Annotated in this window: 16 protein-coding genes, 2 pseudogenes and 1 riboswitch; of the genes and pseudogenes, 9 read left to right on the plus strand and 9 right to left on the minus strand. The window is 67.9% G+C overall.

What is annotated here, in order from left to right; genetic code table 11:
- Positions 1-102: 102 nt before the first annotated feature.
- The 4 genes from ABIB14_RS15715 to ABIB14_RS15730 all read right to left on the minus strand — a co-directional run bounded on the left by ABIB14_RS15715 (position 103) and on the right by ABIB14_RS15730 (position 2463).
- On the minus strand, positions 103-591 hold the full coding sequence (locus ABIB14_RS15715; protein WP_354236849.1) for an SRPBCC family protein: 489 nt from the start codon (positions 589-591) through the stop codon (positions 103-105).
- Positions 592-634: 43 nt separating this feature from the next.
- Positions 635-1036, minus strand: a complete 402-nt coding sequence (locus ABIB14_RS15720; RefSeq protein ID WP_354236850.1) for a YccF domain-containing protein — start codon at positions 1034-1036, stop codon at positions 635-637.
- A gap of 126 nt (positions 1037-1162) precedes the next feature.
- The gene (locus ABIB14_RS15725) at positions 1163-1708 is read right to left on the minus strand and encodes a YceI family protein (protein WP_354236851.1); all 546 of its coding nucleotides are present in this window, start codon (positions 1706-1708) and stop codon (positions 1163-1165) included.
- A 155-nt stretch (positions 1709-1863) separates the two neighbouring features.
- Positions 1864-2463 (minus strand): phosphoribosylanthranilate isomerase, encoded by a 600-nt coding sequence (locus tag ABIB14_RS15730; RefSeq protein ID WP_354236852.1) that lies wholly within the window; start codon positions 2461-2463, stop codon positions 1864-1866.
- Positions 2464-2600: 137 nt separating this feature from the next.
- Here ABIB14_RS15730 and ABIB14_RS15735 point away from each other — a divergent pair, with 137 nt between their 5' ends.
- The 5 genes from ABIB14_RS15735 (at position 2601) to ABIB14_RS15755 (ending at position 6019) form a co-directional block, all read left to right on the plus strand.
- On the plus strand, positions 2601-3218 hold the full coding sequence (locus ABIB14_RS15735) for a HutD/Ves family protein (protein WP_354236853.1): 618 nt from the start codon (positions 2601-2603) through the stop codon (positions 3216-3218).
- Positions 3219-3385: 167 nt separating this feature from the next.
- Positions 3386-3450, plus strand: a riboswitch (guanidine-III (ykkC-III) riboswitch).
- Between the two features lie 9 nt (positions 3451-3459).
- Positions 3460-3783, plus strand: a complete 324-nt coding sequence (locus ABIB14_RS15740; RefSeq protein ID WP_354236854.1) for a DMT family transporter — start codon at positions 3460-3462, stop codon at positions 3781-3783.
- Between the two features lie 2 nt (positions 3784-3785).
- Complete coding sequence (locus ABIB14_RS15745; protein ID WP_502909683.1) at positions 3786-4178, plus strand: DMT family transporter; 393 nt, start codon at positions 3786-3788, stop codon at positions 4176-4178.
- A gap of 158 nt (positions 4179-4336) precedes the next feature.
- Entirely contained in the window at positions 4337-5347 is a 1011-nt protein-coding gene (locus ABIB14_RS15750; protein ID WP_354236856.1) for an aldo/keto reductase, read from the plus strand.
- Between the two features lie 21 nt (positions 5348-5368).
- Complete coding sequence (locus ABIB14_RS15755) at positions 5369-6019, plus strand: MBL fold metallo-hydrolase (RefSeq protein WP_354236857.1); 651 nt, start codon at positions 5369-5371, stop codon at positions 6017-6019.
- Between the two features lie 142 nt (positions 6020-6161).
- On the opposite strand, the gene ABIB14_RS15760 is transcribed toward ABIB14_RS15755, so the two are convergent.
- The 3 genes from ABIB14_RS15760 to ABIB14_RS15770 form a co-directional block, all read right to left on the minus strand.
- The gene (locus ABIB14_RS15760; protein ID WP_354236858.1) at positions 6162-8060 is read right to left on the minus strand and encodes a DEAD/DEAH box helicase; all 1899 of its coding nucleotides are present in this window, start codon (positions 8058-8060) and stop codon (positions 6162-6164) included.
- Between the two features lie 334 nt (positions 8061-8394).
- Positions 8395-9840, minus strand: coding sequence for an MFS transporter (locus tag ABIB14_RS15765; protein ID WP_354236897.1), 1446 nt, complete (start codon positions 9838-9840; stop codon positions 8395-8397).
- Positions 9841-9965: 125 nt separating this feature from the next.
- Complete coding sequence (locus ABIB14_RS15770) at positions 9966-10997, minus strand: Lrp/AsnC family transcriptional regulator (RefSeq protein ID WP_354236859.1); 1032 nt, start codon at positions 10995-10997, stop codon at positions 9966-9968.
- A 142-nt stretch (positions 10998-11139) separates the two neighbouring features.
- On the opposite strand from ABIB14_RS15770, the pseudogene ABIB14_RS15775 reads away from it, so the two are divergent.
- Positions 11140-11832 (plus strand): annotated as a pseudogene (locus tag ABIB14_RS15775) (MFS transporter); the annotation flags it as partial.
- A gap of 29 nt (positions 11833-11861) precedes the next feature.
- Here ABIB14_RS15775 and ABIB14_RS15780 read toward each other — a convergent pair.
- Positions 11862-13136: an MFS transporter gene (locus ABIB14_RS15780; protein WP_502909684.1), complete on the minus strand. Its 1275-nt coding sequence runs from the start codon at positions 13134-13136 to the stop codon at positions 11862-11864.
- Positions 13137-13226: 90 nt separating this feature from the next.
- Here ABIB14_RS15780 and trmB point away from each other — a divergent pair, with 90 nt between their 5' ends.
- The 3 genes and pseudogenes from trmB to ABIB14_RS15795 all read left to right on the plus strand — a co-directional run.
- Positions 13227-14177, plus strand: a complete 951-nt coding sequence (gene trmB / locus ABIB14_RS15785; protein WP_354236860.1) for a tRNA (guanosine(46)-N7)-methyltransferase TrmB — start codon at positions 13227-13229, stop codon at positions 14175-14177.
- Between the two features lie 19 nt (positions 14178-14196).
- Positions 14197-15015 (plus strand): DUF1206 domain-containing protein, encoded by an 819-nt coding sequence (locus tag ABIB14_RS15790; RefSeq protein ID WP_354236899.1) that lies wholly within the window; start codon positions 14197-14199, stop codon positions 15013-15015.
- 219 nt (positions 15016-15234) lie between these two features.
- Positions 15235-15367 (plus strand): annotated as a pseudogene (locus ABIB14_RS15795) (IS110 family transposase); the annotation flags it as partial.
- A 91-nt stretch (positions 15368-15458) separates the two neighbouring features.
- Here ABIB14_RS15795 and ABIB14_RS15800 read toward each other — a convergent pair.
- Positions 15459-16241: a VOC family protein gene (locus ABIB14_RS15800; RefSeq protein WP_354236861.1), complete on the minus strand. Its 783-nt coding sequence runs from the start codon at positions 16239-16241 to the stop codon at positions 15459-15461.
- Between the last annotated feature and the right edge of the window lie 23 nt (positions 16242-16264).

The raw sequence follows: 16264 nt of genomic DNA on the forward strand, positions 1-16264 counted from the left end.
GAGGCCGGGAATCCGCCATGCCCGAAACCAAGAACCGCGGCCGCCCCTGACAAACAGTCAGGACCAACCGCGGATCGGTGGATCAAGGCTTAGCCGAGCCTTTCAGGCGGCCCGGCGGAGATGTTCAGTAAGACGGTCGAAGGACTCCCGCCAACCGGTGCCATTGTTGTCCCGGTTTTCCAGCGCATCGAAGGGACCCTGCGTGAAGGTCATCCGGGTGCCGCCGTCAATCTCTTCGAGCCGGAATGTCACCTCGGTCTCGAAGCCGCGGGCCCCGTCATCCTTGTCCCAGGCATGCGTGAACACAAACAAGTTTGGCGGTTCGATGTCCGTGTGGATGCCGCCCCACCAGTATTCCTGCCCGGTGGCGTCCTGGACCATGCAGGCCCGGTACAGGCCGCCGACTTCCAGGTCAACGTCAATGCTCTCCCTCGGGGTATGAAAACCGCGCGGACCCCACCACGCCGGGGCCTGGTCCGGCTCGGTCAGCGCAGACCAGACCATCGCGATCGGGACCCGAAACTCCCTGGTAATCACCAGCATCAACTCATCGTCGACGTGCCCTGCCTCCGGGGTTACTGACTCGGGCATTGCTCTGCCTCGGCTTCCTTGTGGTGTGCCGTCCGGGCGGCCGCTAGCGGTAGCTGCCGGCAAATGGCCGGTCCGTGGGCACAATCTGTTTGCCAAGCGGCATCAGGGACACCGGGATGAGTTTGAGATTGGCGATGGCCAGCGGAATGCCGATGATAGTGACCGCCATGGCGAACGCAGTGACCACATGGCCAATAGCGATCCAGATGCCCGCCACGAGGAGCCAAATGACGTTGCCGAGCAGCGAGAACAGGCCTGTGCCGCCGGGGCGGTCCACCACCGTGCGGCCAAAGGGCCAGAGGGCGTAGGACGCAATACGGAAAGACGCGAGCCCCCAGGGAATCGTGACAATCAGGACGCAACAGATGATGCCGGCCAGGAAGTAGCCCAGCGCCAGCCACAGGCCGCCGAAAAGCAACCAGATGATGTTGAGCAGTGTCTTCATGGCTCCATTGTCTCCCGCCCGCGTCGGATCCGGACCCCGGGTTCACCCTGAGTGTCCCCTGACTTTTGGGCAGCGGCTGGAGCAGCCGGCAGCCGCAGCGGGCGCCGCGTTTGCCGGCTGCGACGATCATGCCTGTTTTACCAGGGCTGCTTCGACGTTGATCTTGACCTTGTCGCTGACCAGCAGTCCGCCGGCTTCGAGGGCTGCGTTCCAGGTCAAGCCGAACTCCTTGCGGCTGATATCGGTCTCGGCGCTGAAGCCGGCCCGGGTCGCGCCGAAAGGATCCACGGCGACGCCGGTGAACTCGACTTCCAGTTCAACCGGTTTGGTGATGCCGCGGATGGTAAGGTCCCCGGCGAGTACGTAGTCCTCGCCGTCGCCCCTGACCGACGTCGCGCGGAAACTCATGTCCGGGTAGTTCTCGACGTCGAAAAAGTCCGGCCCGCGGACGTGGCCGTCGCGGTTGGCGTCGCCGGATTCGAAGCTGGCGGTCTTGATCGTGGCGTGCAGGCTGGCATCTGCCAGGGAATCCCCGACACGCGCCTCCGCCGAGCCGTCGGTGAAGCGGCCGCGGACCTTGCTGATACCGGCATGGCGAACACTGAAGCCGATCTCGCTGTGGGATAGGTCCAATGTCCAAACGCCGGGGGTCAATCCTTCGGGCAGGGTCATCGTCGTTGCTCCTTCGCATAGGTGGCGGGCTGATCCGCCGGGGTTCAGAAGTCCCCCACAAGCATGCTAGCGAGGAAGCCCTGCGCGGCGATAGGTCCGGATGGGGCACCCCGGGTCCGGGCGTGACAGCTCGTGCGCCCGTCCCTGCAACGCGCTCAGGCGCCCCTTGCCTCCGTCACGAAGGCCCTGATCTTGGCAAGATCCTTGACGCCACGGGACTGCTCGACGCCGGAGGAGACGTCCACGCCCCACGCGCCGGCCGCCGCGGCGGCTTGGGCCACGTTCTCCGGGTCCAGTCCGCCGGCCAGCAGCCACCGCCGCCCTCCCAGCCCCAGGGCGCGGACTGAAGCGTAGTCCCAGGCTTCCCCGGATCCGGGCACGGCCGCGTCGACCAGCAGCAGCTCCTCGCCCCAGTCCGCGAACTCTGCCGGCGCGGCCGCCATGGTGATGGCCCTGATGAACTTGAGGCCGGCATCGTGCACCGTCCGGACATCTTCGGGGGTGCGTTCGCCGTGCAGTTGCACCCATTCCAGTCCTGCCTCGCGGGCAACCGCAACGGCGTCGGCCGCCGCCTCGTGCCTGAAGACACCCACCGCGGGCACCCCGGCCGGCACCCCGGCGAGGAGTTCCCGGGCCCGCTCGGGTGCAACCTCGCGGGGGCTGGGCGCCAGCACGAAGCCGACCGCATCGGCACCGGCGTCGACCGCTGCCCGGACCGAATCCTCGGTGCTCAGGCCACATACTTTAACGAACATTGCCGCTCCCTACGCGTGAATTGTCCCTTTGACGTTAGCAAGACAGGCCCGGCCGCGCCGACGTTACGCCCGGCAGGGCTAGCCGCCTTGCAAGGCTCCCCGCCAGGGGGCCCGGGACCGGAGGCTAGGCTGGGGCGATGGAGATCATCCGCTTTGCCGAGCTCAAACCCCGCCCCTGGCGCAACGGCGGCGGCGTCACCCGCGAGCTGGCCCGGTTCCCGGAGGCCGCCGGGGACGAAAGCTGGGACTGGCGCGTCAGCATCGCCGACGTTGCGAGGGCGGGCGCGTTTTCCGGCTTTGCCGGCATGGAGCGGGTGCTCACAGTGATTGACGGTGAGCTGCTGCTCCTCACTGTCGACGGCGCCGAGCATCCGCTGGAGAAATACCGGCCCTTCCGCTTTTCCGGCGGCGCGGACTCGGCCGGCGCGTTGCCCACCGGCGACATCCGCGACCTGAACGTCATGACGCGTACCGGCGCATTCAAGGGCTACACCTCCATCATCGAACTGTCCAAGAAACGCGCCCACCCGGTCTTCGCCGGCCAGTTCGGCATCTTGCTGCAGGGCCAGGCCGCGGTCAGCACCGTCGCCGGGCAGACCGCCGACGCCGACTCGGTCCAGGCCGCCGACGCCGGTGAGCCGCTCGGCCGGTACGACGCCGTCGTCGGCTCGGACACCGGCACCCCGGAAATCCTGGGCCGAGGCTTCCTCGCCGTCGTGTCGATCGACCCCGTCCCGGAGCACCCCGCAAATTAGCGGCGCCCCGGCATCGCTAGACTCGATCGATTGCTCCACAAGTGCCGTTATGAGTCCTCAAAAGGGCCGGTTCGGAGCATTGGATGAGCGCGCCCGTCCGGAACCGCCGGGGCGCCGCTTGTTCGCCGCTTGTTCGCCGCTGCGGGAGCGTTGCTACGCTGGCATTAAGGTTGCCTCGCTGGCGGCCTCCGGACGACGGTTCAGTACCCGGCGCGCGACAAGACTGGCCGAAGGATCTGTCATGCCTTGGTTCATCCTCATTGTTTCCGGCGCGCTGGAGGCGGTCTGGGCCGCGGCCCTGTACCGGACATCCCAAGTCGCCGGCCGGCGCCGGATCGCGCCGGGCGCCGTTTTTCTTGTCTCCGTCTTGGCGAGCACCGGCGGCCTCGCCATCGCCATGCAGTCCATTCCCACCGGAACGGCCTACGCGGTATGGGTGGGCGTCGGCGTCGTCCTGACGTCCGGCTATGCGATGGTCGCCAAAGTCGAACGCGCCACCGCGGCGCGGATCCTGTTGCTCACCGGAATCGCGGCCTGCGTGGCCGGCCTGAAGCTGGTGGCATGACCATGAGGTCGGCTGCTACGTCGTGGACCGTCCTGCTGGGATCCGCCGTGCTGGAGGCGGTCTGGGCCACCGCGTTGGGTCAATCGGACGGATTCGCACGGCCCGGGCCCACTGCCGTGTTTGCCGCCGCCGCCGTGCTCAGCATGCTCGGGCTCGGCCTGGCCGTGAAGCGCATCCCGCTCGGGACGGCGTATGCGGTCTGGGTGGGGATCGGCGCTGCCCTGACGGTCGGCTGGGCGATGGGCACCGGCGTCGAACCCGCGAGCCCGCTCAAACTGCTGTTCATCGCCGGGATCGTTGCCTGCGCGGCGGGGCTGAAGTTGCTGGCGGCCGGGGACCAGACGGTCCCGGCGGCAGGGCAGCCACCGTCCCCCGCGGAAACTCCCCAGGTCTGAGCAAGTACGACGGCGTGTTCCCCCGGGGCGCGCCGTCGGACTGGCCACGCCGCAGCCATAAGGTGGGGAGAATCGTTCCGTCGGAGCCGGAATAGCCGCGCGCATGCCGGGGTTCTTGGCAGGGACCGCAGCATTCCGGCAGCGTTAGGAGACCCAAAATGACGGCAGCATCAGTCCAGCTCGGCGACGGCTTTGCAGTAAGTCCCCTGGGGTTTGGCGGCATGGCCCTGACCCCGGTGTACGGGGAGGTGGATCCGGCCGAGGCCCTCAAGACCCTGCACCATGCGGTGGACGCCGGCGTGAGCTTCATCGACACGGCGGACATCTACGGCGGCGGCAGCAACGAGGAACTGATCGCGCAGCTGCTCAAGGAGCGGCGCGGCGAGGTGCAGCTAGCCAGCAAGTTCGGCTTGGTGGGGACGCCGGGAACCGGATACTCGGACATCCGCGGTGACGCCGCCTACGTGCGGCAGGCCGTGGACCGCAGCCTGAAACGGCTGGGCACCGACACCATCGACCTGTACTACATGCACCGCCGCGACCTCCGCGTTCCGATTGTGGAAACCGTGGAAGCCATGGCGGGGCTGGTGCAGGCCGGCAAGGTGCGGCACCTTGGCCTGTCCGAGGTGACGGCCGAGGAGCTGCGGGAGGCCAGCAGCGTCCACCCGATCGCCGCGGTCCAAAGCGAGTGGTCCATCTGGAGCCGAGATGTGGAACGCCATGTGGTTCCTGCCGCCGCCGAGCTGGGCGTGGGGTTTGTGCCCTACTCGCCGCTCGGCCGGGGATTCCTCACCGGCACGGTCGACGCCTCAAAACTGGGCAGCAACGACTTCCGCCGCAACATCCCGCGCTTCGCCGAAGCCGCGCTGGACGCCAACCAGGCCGTGGTCGCCGCAGTCCGGGCGGTAGCCGCGGAGCTCGGCAGTCCCGGACAAGCCGCAACGCCGGCCCAGGTCGCACTAGCATGGCTCCTGGCCCAGGGCCGGAAGCTTGGACTGCCGGTGGTCCCCATCCCCGGCACGCGCAAGGCGGCCCGGATCGACGAGAATCTGGGTGCCCTGGTGCTCAACCTGACCCCTGCGCAACTCGAGACGCTCGACGCCGCCGCGGACGCCGTCGTCGGCTCCCGGTCCGCGAATCCCAGCTGGGTGTCCGAGGGCCGCGAATAGTCCGTCCGTAGACTGAAGCCCATGGACTCACTCATTCACTCGCTCCGTGACATCACCATCCGCTGTATTTCCGTAAGCGGGATGGACAACAACGTGTACCTGCTGACCAGCAAGGCAACCGGCGCGCAGCTCCTGATCGATGCGGCCGACGATCTGGCCGCCATCCAGGGGCTACTCGCGGACGCCGCCGCGGATACCGCCGCGACGCCGAAGCTCGCGCTGATCGCCACCACCCACCAGCACTGGGACCACGTCCGCGCGCTGCCGGGCCTGGTGGAAGCCACCGGTGTGAAGACTGCGGCCAGCACGGATGACGCGCCCGAACTGCCGGTGCCGGTCGATGTCCTGCTGGATCACGGGGACGTCAGCAACTTCGACGGCTTCGACGTGACGGCAGTACACCTGCGCGGGCACACCCCGGGCTCGATCGCCCTCGTGTACCAGGACCCGGAGGGCCCGGCACACATTTTTTCCGGCGATTCGCTGTTCCCCGGCGGCGTGGGCAACACCCAGAAAGATCCTGACCGGTTCGCCCAGCTGATCAACGATGTGAGCGAACGGCTGTTCGGGGTGTACCCGGATGACACCGTGGTGCATCCGGGCCACGGCAAGCCGACCACCCTGGGCGCGGAACGCCCGCACCTCGAAGAGTGGCGGGCCCGCGGCTGGTAGCGCCTGAAATCTCATCGAGCGCTCCCCAACTGCCGTTAGGAACCCTCTAAACGGCGGTTACGGAGCACTCGATGGTGGTTAAGCTGGGCCACGACCGCCGGATTCCCTGACCGAGCTTGCGGGGTTAGGGGGCGGTTGGGGATTAGCGGCTGCGGCGTTCGTTCGACGCCGGGGCGGACGCGCGGCGCGGACCGCCGGTGCGTGCCGGACGGCCTTCGCCGGAGCGGCCGTTGCCCCCGCCTGCGTAGGAACCGCCCGAGGTGCCGCCGGTGTTGGAGGACCAGACAGCCGAGTTTGCTCCGGTTTTGCTTCCAGCGGGCTTGGCGCCGGCAGCAGCACGCTGGCCCGTCGCCGGACGTCCGCCGCGCTGGCCGCCGGTTGCGCCACCCGTACGGGGAGCGCCGCCGGTGCGCGGTGCGCCGCTGCGGGGAGCCGAGGCGCCCCGGGCGTCGCTGCGTCCTTCTGAGGCGCGTCCGTCCGATCCGCGTCCGGCCGAGGCGCGGCCGCCTGCAGCCGGAACATCGTTCCGGTGAGAGCCGTATGAGGTTGAGCGGGCACGGGTACTCCGCCGCTCGGCGCGCTCGGCATCCATCCGGTCCTCGTTCCGCTCGATGACGCGCTCTGCAGCGTTGCGGGCGGCAGCCTGGCCTTCGTAGGCCACGGCGCGGCGCTCGGCGCGGGGAAGATCGGTGCGGGGAGCCTCGGTTCCGACGCGTCCGCGTCCGCCACGGCCGCCCCGGCCACCCGCAGTGGGTGCCGCCTGGGTGGTGCGGCGGGCGCGCTTGCGCTCGGCGTTCGCGCCGGTGGAGCTGCCGCCGCCCTGGTTGGACTTGGCGGCCAGCAGCGCGGCGCGGGTGCGCGGATCGATCTTGTCTGCCATTTCGCCAACCAGCTGGGCGACCAGCGGGGAGTTGGCGGTGACGCGCTCAAAGTTGACCTCGACGCCGGCAGCCTTCATGAGCTTCTTCACGTCGGACTGCTGCTCCGGCAGGGTCAGCGTGACCACGGTGCCGTCGGAACCGGCGCGGGCAGTCCGGCCGGAGCGGTGCAGGTAGGCCTTGTGCTCCGTGGGCGGATCCACGTGGATGACCAGTTCGACGTCGTCGACGTGCACACCGCGGGCGGCGACGTCGGTGGCGACCAGAACGCGGACCTCACCGGAGGAGAACTCGGCCAGGTTACGGTCGCGGGCGTTCTGCGAGAGGTTGCCGTGAAGATCAACGGCGGGGATGCCGGCGTCGGTCAGGGTCTTGGCCAGCTTCCGGGCGTGGTGCTTGGTACGCAGGAAGAGCACCCGGCGGCCGGCGCCGGAGGCGAGCTCGACGATCAGCTGCTTCTTGACGGTCTGGTCGTTCACGACGAGTACGTGGTGTTCCATGGTGGTCACCGCGGCCTGTGATTCGTCCACCGCATGGGTGAGCGGGTTGGACAGGTAGCGCTGGACGATCTTGTCCACGCCGTTGTCAAGCGTGGCGGAGAACAGCATGCGCTGGCCCTGGCTGGGGGTCATGTCCATGAGCTTCTTGACCACGGGGAGGAAGCCAAGGTCGGCCATGTGGTCGGCCTCGTCCAGGACGGTGATCTCGACACCTTCGAGGGTCAGGACGCGCTGGCGGATCAGGTCCTCCAGGCGGCCCGGGCAAGCGATGACGATGTCGACGCCGGCGCGCAGCGCCTTTTCTTGGCGGGCCTGGGAGATGCCGCCATAAATAACGGTCGTGTTCAGGCCCATGGCCGTGGCCATCGGCTCGATGGTCGCGTTCAGCTGGGTGGCCAGCTCACGGGTCGGAGCGAGGACCAGACCCATCGGGCGGCCGGGCTTACGGAAGTGCTTGGCTTCCCGCTCAGCGAGTCGTGCTACAAGCGGGATGGCGAAAGCGATGGTTTTGCCGGAACCGGTGCGGCCGCGGCCCAGGACGTCGCGTCCGGCCAGCGTGTCCGGGAGGGTCTTGACCTGGATGGGGAACGGTTCAACGATTCCCTGGGCGGTGAGGGTGTCGGCGAGGGCCTTGGGCGTGCCGAGCGCAGCAAAAGTAGTCATGTGTTTCAAAGGTCTTTCAGGCGGTATCCATACGGATATCGGCCCCCGGTGCCGGTTGGCCCAGGGGTTCGCCGAAGAAAAGTCAGGTGATCAACCGGGCTTCCCGCAAGCTTTTGCGGGCGGCCGGGACCAAATAGAACGCGTTCATCGACGCAGGATGTGCCTCTCACATGAATAAAGCCCACCGCCTGCGTCCGGGCTCCGAGGAGTCCTGCAGGGGATCCGGCTGATCAACCAAAGCTGGTCAATCGAATCCAAAGTGGGCATCACTGCACATCAAGTTCCCTCAGTCTATCATCTGCGGCCGCCCGCTCTTGTGCGGCCGGCCCCGGGGCTACTGCTGCTGCCGCCGCGACGTTCGCGACACTCTTGGCGCGACCGCCACGACGCCGACGCCGATCACGGCGGTAAGTGCGAAGACCCCCGCGAAGGGCGCGACGCCGGCGCCGGCCGCCGTCGTCGCCGTCGTGAATGCCGCGAAGACCAGTCCCGTACCGGCGAGCGCCAGAGCGCCGCCGAGAGAATCGGAAATGGACATCGCCGAGCTGTTGAAGCCCTCGTTGTGCTTGTCAGACAGGGCCAGTGTCATCACGCTCAGACGCGCATACATCAGCCCCATGCCACCGCCTGCGAAAACCCAGGCGATGATCACGACCGCGGCGGGCCAGAGGAGGACCGTGGTAACCAGCACCATCACGACGGCGCCAAGCACCAGGGCGGCACCGATTCGGACCGCGCGGCGGTGATCCAGGCGTGCCCCGAGCCGGCCCTGGATCGCTGAGCCGGCAGCCCAGGCGACGGCGCCGCCGGTGAGGGTCAGTCCGGCGTAGGTAGGCGAGAAACCGTAACGTTCCACCAGGAGATACGGCAGGTAGACCTCGGCGCCGAAGAATGATGCAGAAGCCAGACCTCGGGTAAGGATCACGCTGGGGAGGCCGCGGCGGGCGGCCAGGGTCCCCCTGGGCACCAGCGGACGGACGGCGATGAGTGCTACGGCGACGGCCGCCCCGGCCGCGATTCCCCCCGCCACCGGAAGCCGGTCTGACAGATTCAAGCCGAGCACCGCGAGCGCGGCGAGCACGGCCCAAGCCAGCCTGCCATAGCCCGAAGACCGGCCCGGACCGCTCGCGGCCACCTCCCCCGCCGCGGCTTTCGCCTTGGTTTTCGCCGCGGTTCCCGGCGCGGCTTCCTTCGCGGTTCCGCTTGAACCGCCACGCAGCCCTCGCAGGGCCGGCACAATCATCAGCAAGGCAGGAGTCACCAGCCCCACCACGCCGAGGAACACCCAGTGCCAACTGGCCAGCTGCGCCACAAGGCCTGCCGCGAAGGGGCCCACCAGGGAGGGGACCACCCAGGCCGCGGAAAAGGCCGCGAAGATCTTCGGGTGCAGCACCGGCGGATAGACCCGGGCAAGCACAACATACAACGCCACCGTCATGGCCCCGCCGCCCAGGCCCTGGACCAGCCGGCCGGCTACGAGGGCCGGCATGGTTCCCGCGGTTCCGGCGATCAGCAGGCCCAGCGCAAACATCGCCACGGACGCGTAGACCGGCCCCGCCGGGCCCCGCCGGTCCGACCAGTTTCCGGCCGCCACCATGCCGATGACGCCGGTGGCCAGAGGACCGGCGAACGCCAGCGCGTAGAGGGCCGCGCCATCCAGTTCCCGGCTGACCAACGGCATGATGGTGGTCACCGCCAGCGATTCGAAGGCGGCCAGGAACACGAGGGCACAGGCTCCCAGGGTCACCAGCAGGTAGTCGCGGTGGAAGATGCCGGCCATTTCCGGGGCGGGATCAGCGCGCGGTGCGGGCGGGTCTGTTCGGGGCACGTGCCACAGCCTACAAGAGGGGCACTCCGGCGGGCAGGGGGCACTCCGGAGACCGCCGCACGCCGGAGCCGGACTGTTTAGCCGGCTGCGTCCAGCCCCTGGGCCGGAACCACCACAGCGCCGCTGGCCCCGGAGTCCGGGTTCAGCATCCACCCCACGCGCTTCACGGTGCTAAGCATGATGACACTCTCCACGAGCACGATTCCGGGCACCTTCTGCTGGAGCGCTAACTCGATACTCATGACGTCCGCCAGGGACTGCAGCCACATGACGATCACGAAGTTGGTGGGACCCGTGGTGGAGGCGCTGAGCCGCACGTTACGCATGGTCCTCAGCTCGGCCGCCGCTGCCTCATGCTGGCCGGCGGGTACGTTAACGAACCACTGGCAGGTCACCGGGAAGGCCGAAAGCCTCTGGGCGACCTCGCAGCGGAAGGACAGTATCCCGCTGGAGAGCACACGGTTGAGCTGCCGCTGGACGGTGGCAGGGTGCCGGCCCAGCCCGCGGGCAATGTCCGCCGCAGTGGCACGTCCGTCCTTGGCCAGGAACGGCAGCAGCGCCAGGTGACTGGCCGGCAGGTTTTCCCTCGCGGCGGCCTGGGCAACCCCGGTAGTTTCGCGACCGGCCAGTGCCCTGACGGCGGCTTGCTGCTGGCGGCTCAGCACGTTGAGCCGCCAGGCGCCGCCGCTGGAATGCAGCCTGGTGCACAGCGCCGTCTGGTACTTGAGCAGGCCGTCGATCTCCTTCAGCCGCGAGATGACCTTGATGCTGAAGTCGTCCAGGGAGGGCGTAATTACGGTCAGCATCAGGTCACGGTTGCTGGCCGCCTCCTCCACTGTGACGATTTCCGGCATCCTCGCGAGCCTAGCGGTAACTTCCTTACGCCCGCGCATTTCGCAATCGACGGCGACGAAAGCCAGACACATCTGGTGGGGGTCGCCGATCAGGTGGGCGGTAATCCAGGAAGCGCCGGCTCCGCGGAGCCGTTCCCAGCGGGCTGCGAGGGTTGTGGCGTGCACGTCCAGCACGGCCGACGCGTCTGCCCAACTCAGGCGGGGGGCAATTTGCAGGACATTGATCAGCGCGAGGTCATCTTCGCTGAGTTCCATTGTTATCCCTTCCCCTTATGCATAAAACCTGCTACGCGGGTAGTCTTTTGCATATTTCCAGGCCTTCCCTCCCCTGTGAATCAGGTCACTTCAGAATAGACCAAGCGGGCCCCGCCGGATCCAACCCACGCCAGACCGACTCACCCTGGCGGTTTTCGCTGTCGGCTTCGTGGCCCGCCCCTTCGGCGGCTTCCTGTTCGGCTGGATGGGCTACCGGATCGGCCGGAAGACCTCGATGACCCTTGCCGTGGGCCTCGCGTCCGTGGGCAGCCTTATGATCGGCATCGCGCCGACCTTCGCGGCTGTCGGCGCCTGAGCCTCGCTCATGCTCCTGATGGCGCGCCTGGTCCAGGGCCTGGCGCACGGCGGGGAGCTGCCTTCGTCCCAGACCTACCTGTCCGAGATAGCGCCGAGTGAACACCGCGGCTTCTGGGGCAAGCTATCCGACCGTATCGGCCGCAAGAAAGTGCTGTGGTCCGGTGCCATCGGCGCAGGCATCATGCACTTTCCGATGACCGCGCTGCTTAAGGACTCCGCCTGGCAGGTGGCCGTCAGTATGTCCGTCATGCTGATCTTCATCGCGGCGAGCGCTGCGATCGTTCCGGCCGTTTACGCCGAGCTCTTCCCGACAAGCATCCGCACCGTGGGCGTCGGAGTGCCCTACTCCATCTGCGTGGCCCTTTTCGGCGGCACCGCGCCCTACCTCCAGCAGTGGCTTGGCACGAGCCTGCACATGCCGCAGCTGTTCAACGTGTACGCGGTCCTTCTCCTCGCCGCCTCCGCCGTCTTCGTCTTCACCATCCCGGAAACGAAGGGCAAGGACCTCACCGTCTGATCCGGCTCCCGTGCCGGACGCTGGCGCCATCAGCCTCCGACGAAGCGGTCCCGTCCCGCCCGGTAGCCAAACACCGCGGCGAGGGAACCTACCGCAAGGAAGAGCATGCCCGCCGGGGCGAAGGACCCGGTGGCCTGGTGCAACTGCCCGACCAGCAGGGTTCCGGCCGAACCGACGCCGTAGCCGACGCCCTGCATCATGCCGGACAGGTGCGCGGCGGTGTGGCCATCACGGGTGCGCAGCATGATCATGGTGAGCGCCACCGCCGTCAGGCTGCCTTGGCCCAGTCCCAGCAGCCCGGTCCACACCCAGATCAGGTCCAGGGGTCCGAAGATACTCAACGCGAAGCCGCCCCCGGCCATGAGCGCCACCGTCGCATTGATGGCGCGCTGGTCCCGAAGCCGGCCGGCCAGTGCGGGGGCAAACAGCGAGCCGAGCATCTGCAGCACGATCGAGGCGGAGACGATCAGGCCGGCCGTGCCGCCGTCGACCCCGCGTTCGCGGAGGATCGGCGCGAGCCAGGCGAAGACGCTGAAGGACATCATCGCCTGGAGCACCATGAACCCGGTCACCTGCCACGCGATGGCCGAGCGCCAGACGCTGACCCCGTCGGAGGTTCCGTGCTGCCGCCCGTGGCGCTGCCGCACGGCCAATGGCAGGAACATCAGCACGACGACGCCGGCGGGCAGTGCCCAGAACCACAGCGCCGCCGTCCACTGCCCGGTCACCCTGAACAGCGGATAGGTGAAGCCGGCACCGAGGGCCGCCGAAGCGCAGAGCGCCGTGGTGTAGAGGCCGCCCATGAGCCCCAGCCGGTGCGGGAAATCGCGCTTCACCAGGCCCGGAAGCAGGACGTTGCAGAACGAAATAGCGGCCCCGCAGGCTGCCGTGCCGGCCAGGAGCGCGACCAGGTGGCCCACACCCGGTGCGTCAGCCGGGCGCAGGAGCAACCCTGCGGTCAGCACCGCCATGGCTCCGAGCAGCAGCCGTTCGGCGCCGAACCGGCGGGCCAGCGGCGGCGCGAGCGGGGCGAACACGCCGAGCAGGGTCACCGGCGCTGTGGTCAGCGCCACTACCGCCCAGCCCGGAAGGCCGACGTCGGCAGTCACCTCCGCGAGCACCGCGGCGAAGCTGGAGAAGACGGTGCGGAGGTTCAGCCCGATCAGTACCAGGCACACCCCGAGGTAGACCAGCGCGCGGCGGCTGCCGGCGGCGGTGGGCTCCGCGGCCGGAATGGCGTCGATCTCAGCGTCCACGAAGGGGTCCGCGGCGGATTTGTCGGCGGTCCGGACCGCTCCCGGCACGTTTTGTGGTGTCGTCACTGACCTATTGTGGCAGGCCGTCTCGGGCTCCCGGTCCAGCCGCCGCCCCGGAACTCCACTATTCTGGAAGTGATGAGTGAAGCCCCAGAATCCCCTCAGCCGCAGCAGGCTCCCCGCACGGTCACGCCCGGCAGCCAGGCGTCGTTCGGCACCTACGGCGGCCGGCCGGTCAGCTTCGTGCGCCGCGGCACCCGGTTGCAGGGCCGGCGCCAGGCCGCATGGGAAGAGCACGCCGAGCGGTGGGCCGTCGAGGTCCCCCGGCATATCGCGAACACCTCGGTGCACCCCGACTACGTGTTCGACGCCGAGGCCGAGTTTGGCCGGAAGGCCCCGTTGATCGTGGAGATCGGTTCAGGGCTCGGCGACGCCGTCTGCCATGCGGCCGAACAGAATCCGGACACGGACTTCCTGGCCGTGGAGGTCTACACCCCTGGCCTGGCCAACACCCTCATCAAGATCAACAGCCGCGGGCTGAGCAACGTCCGGGTGGTGGAGGCCAACGCTCCCGAGGTGCTGGCCACCATGCTCCCTGAGGGTTCGGTCGCGGAGCTTTGGGTCTTCTTCCCCGACCCGTGGCACAAGTCAAGGCACCACAAGCGGCGCCTCATCCAGCCGGCCTTCGCGGGCCTCGCGGCCCGGTCCCTCAAACCCGGCGGCCTCTGGCGGATCGCGACCGACTGGTCCAACTACGCGGTGCACGTCCGCGAGGTCCTGGCCGGCTCGAAAGAGTTTGAGAATCTCCACGAGGGCGAACGGAGCGGTGAGGACAGCCCGCTGACGCAGGTCTGGGAGTCCGGAGTGGAGTCGGTGGTGGGCGGAGCTCCGGTCAAGGAAGGCCGCGCGCCCGTCAGCACCGAACATACCGGCCCCAACGAGGGTGTCGATGAACTCGGCGGCTGGGCCCCTAGGTTTGACGGACGGATCCTGACGAGCTTCGAGAACAAGGCCCACGACGCCGGGCGGCTGATCTTCGATCTCTGCTACCGGCGCCGCGACGGGGAAAACCTCCACCGGAGGAGCTAAACGATGCGAGGGACCGACCATTAAAAAAGAACTCAAGAACGCCTCGGAAGTCGCCGAGGACGTCACCAATTCCAAGCCGCTCGAATACGCGGCCCGCGCCGGGTTTGCGGTCTCCGGCCTGCTGCACTTTCTGATCGGACTCGTCGCAATCCGGCTGGCCATGGGCGGGGAGGGGCGGGCCGACGTCAGCGGCGCCGTCGCGGAGCTGGCCGTACAACCGGCGGGCCCCGTCCTGCTGTGGAGCGCGTTTGCCGCATGCCTCGCCCTGGCCATCTGGCAGGCCAGCGATGCCGTCTTCGACTTCGAGCACCTGCCGACCAAGAAGAAGGTGGTCAATAAGCTCAAAGCGGCCGTGCAGGCCGTGGTGTACGCCGGGTTTGCCCTCACGCTGGCGTCCGTCGCCATCGGCGCCCAGGCGGACCACCGCCGGTCTACAAGCGACCTCACCCTGCAGCTCATGAAGGCGCCGGGGGGCACCGCCCTGCTGATCGTCGTCGGCGCCGCCGTCGCCGTGACCGGGGTGGTCTACGCCATCCGGGGTTTTAGGAAGTCGTTCGTCAAGTACCTGCGGATGCCCTCCAATGAGCAGGCCCGCACCGCGGTGACCGTTACCGGGATCGTGGGGTATGCGGCCAAGGGCGTGGCCCTGTTGCTGACGGGACTCCTGATCGTCATCGCCACGGTGAAGGCCGACCCGGCGGAGTCTACCGGGCTCGACGGCGGCCTGAGAGCTCTGCGCGAGCAGCCACTCGGCATTTACATGCTGGCCGCGGTCGGCGCGGGCCTGATCTGCTACGGCATCTTCATGGCGGTAAGGGCCCGGCTCGCCCGGATGTAGGGGCGGGCCGGACCAGCGGCTACGGCCTGAAGTCGTCGTGCAATACCACCCTGCACAACTCCACTGTGCCTTCCGTCCGTTTCCAAAAATGCAGCCTGCGGGCGGACGCGACGTTTTGTTCGATGGCAGCGCGGGAACAGCGTGCGCCACCGCCACCGCCTCCGGCGCTACGACCGCAGGCTCCTGCGCGTCTTCTACCGCTCCGGCCTCTCGACCTTGAATCCTGCCCGCCTCACGGACCTACTACGACCGGAAGCGCGGTGAAGAAAAAACCCACGTCCAGGCCATGCTCTCCCTCGCCCGCCGCAGGCTCAACGTCCTCTGGGCCATGCTCCGCGACGGCACCACCTACACCCTGGCCCGGACGCGGACGCTGCCGGCCATCTTTGGCTGCATAACACGGCTGAACCGGGGACGTGGTGTGTGCCGAGGGCCGGCGGTGGTCAGGCAGCCGGGTCAGGTCGTTGGGCGATCTTGAAAACCGCACCCGTCGGATCTGTCAGCGTAGCCATGCGGCCGAACGGCGAATCCTCAGCGGGATGTATCACTTGGGCGCCAAGAGCCATGGCGGCTTCCACGATGGCGTCGGCGTTCTCCACCCCAAAGTAGATTTGCCAGTTCGACGGAACCCCGTCCGGAAGGTAAAACGAAGCGTCCATAATGCCCGCGCGTGAGTGTTCTCCGGATCCGAGCGTCGTGTACCGGAAGTCGTCACTGTCGCTCATGACGGCGGTGTCCCAGCCGAAAGCGTCCTGGTAGAACTTCACCGAGGGCGTGTACTTCCGGGTGTGAAGCTCATGCCAAAACGGGGCTCCGGGCTCGCCTTTGAGCTGGAACCCGGTGTGGCCGCCGAACTGCCACGCACCGAAGGCCGCACCTCCTGCGTCGGTGAACATCGCCATGTGGCCCTGATCCGGAACTTCCATGGGCGGCATCAATACCTGCCCACCGGCCGCGACGACTGCTTCGGCCGCCGCGCTGATGTCTTCTACACGCAGATAGGTGGTCCACACGTCCGGATAACCGGACTGGCCGTCGTTCTTCATCATGCCGGCCACCGGAGCGCCCTCGGCGAAGGCCGTGATGTAACCGCCGTATTTTTCCTCATCACCCGTTTCGTAGGTCCAGCCGAAAAGGCGGGTATAGAACTCACAGGACTTCCCTGGGTCGGAGGTCATGAGATCAATCCAGCAGGGATCACCTGGGGCAATATCGGGCTTTGGCATCGAGGGCTCCTTACATTTGTGTC

The sequence above is a fragment of the Arthrobacter sp. UYEF3 genome (assembly GCF_040546245.1).
Lineage (GTDB): Bacteria > Actinomycetota > Actinomycetes > Actinomycetales > Micrococcaceae > Arthrobacter.

Bases quoted from the DNA above. Each gene is read 5' to 3' on its own strand.
- ABIB14_RS15770 (WP_354236859.1), bottom strand. From the start codon at position 10,997: ATGGAACTCAGCGAAGATGACCTCGCGCTGATCAATGTCCTGCAAATT.
- ABIB14_RS15765 (WP_354236897.1), bottom strand. From the start codon at position 9,840: ATGGCCGGCATCTTCCACCGCGACTACCTGCTGGTGACCCTGGGAGCC.
- ABIB14_RS15725 (WP_354236851.1), bottom strand. From the start codon at position 1,708: ATGACCCTGCCCGAAGGATTGACCCCCGGCGTTTGGACATTGGACCTA.
- ABIB14_RS15800 (WP_354236861.1), bottom strand. From the start codon at position 16,241: ATGCCAAAGCCCGATATTGCCCCAGGTGATCCCTGCTGGATTGATCTC.
- ABIB14_RS15745 (WP_502909683.1), top strand. From the start codon at position 3,786: ATGAGGTCGGCTGCTACGTCGTGGACCGTCCTGCTGGGATCCGCCGTG.
- ABIB14_RS15755 (WP_354236857.1), top strand. From the start codon at position 5,369: ATGGACTCACTCATTCACTCGCTCCGTGACATCACCATCCGCTGTATT.
- trmB (WP_354236860.1), top strand. From the start codon at position 13,227: ATGAGTGAAGCCCCAGAATCCCCTCAGCCGCAGCAGGCTCCCCGCACG.
- ABIB14_RS15735 (WP_354236853.1), top strand. From the start codon at position 2,601: ATGGAGATCATCCGCTTTGCCGAGCTCAAACCCCGCCCCTGGCGCAAC.
- ABIB14_RS15720 (WP_354236850.1), bottom strand. From the start codon at position 1,036: ATGAAGACACTGCTCAACATCATCTGGTTGCTTTTCGGCGGCCTGTGG.
- ABIB14_RS15750 (WP_354236856.1), top strand. From the start codon at position 4,337: ATGACGGCAGCATCAGTCCAGCTCGGCGACGGCTTTGCAGTAAGTCCC.
- ABIB14_RS15715 (WP_354236849.1), bottom strand. From the start codon at position 591: ATGCCCGAGTCAGTAACCCCGGAGGCAGGGCACGTCGACGATGAGTTG.
- ABIB14_RS15740 (WP_354236854.1), top strand. From the start codon at position 3,460: ATGCCTTGGTTCATCCTCATTGTTTCCGGCGCGCTGGAGGCGGTCTGG.
- ABIB14_RS15760 (WP_354236858.1), bottom strand. From the start codon at position 8,060: ATGACTACTTTTGCTGCGCTCGGCACGCCCAAGGCCCTCGCCGACACC.
- ABIB14_RS15730 (WP_354236852.1), bottom strand. From the start codon at position 2,463: ATGTTCGTTAAAGTATGTGGCCTGAGCACCGAGGATTCGGTCCGGGCA.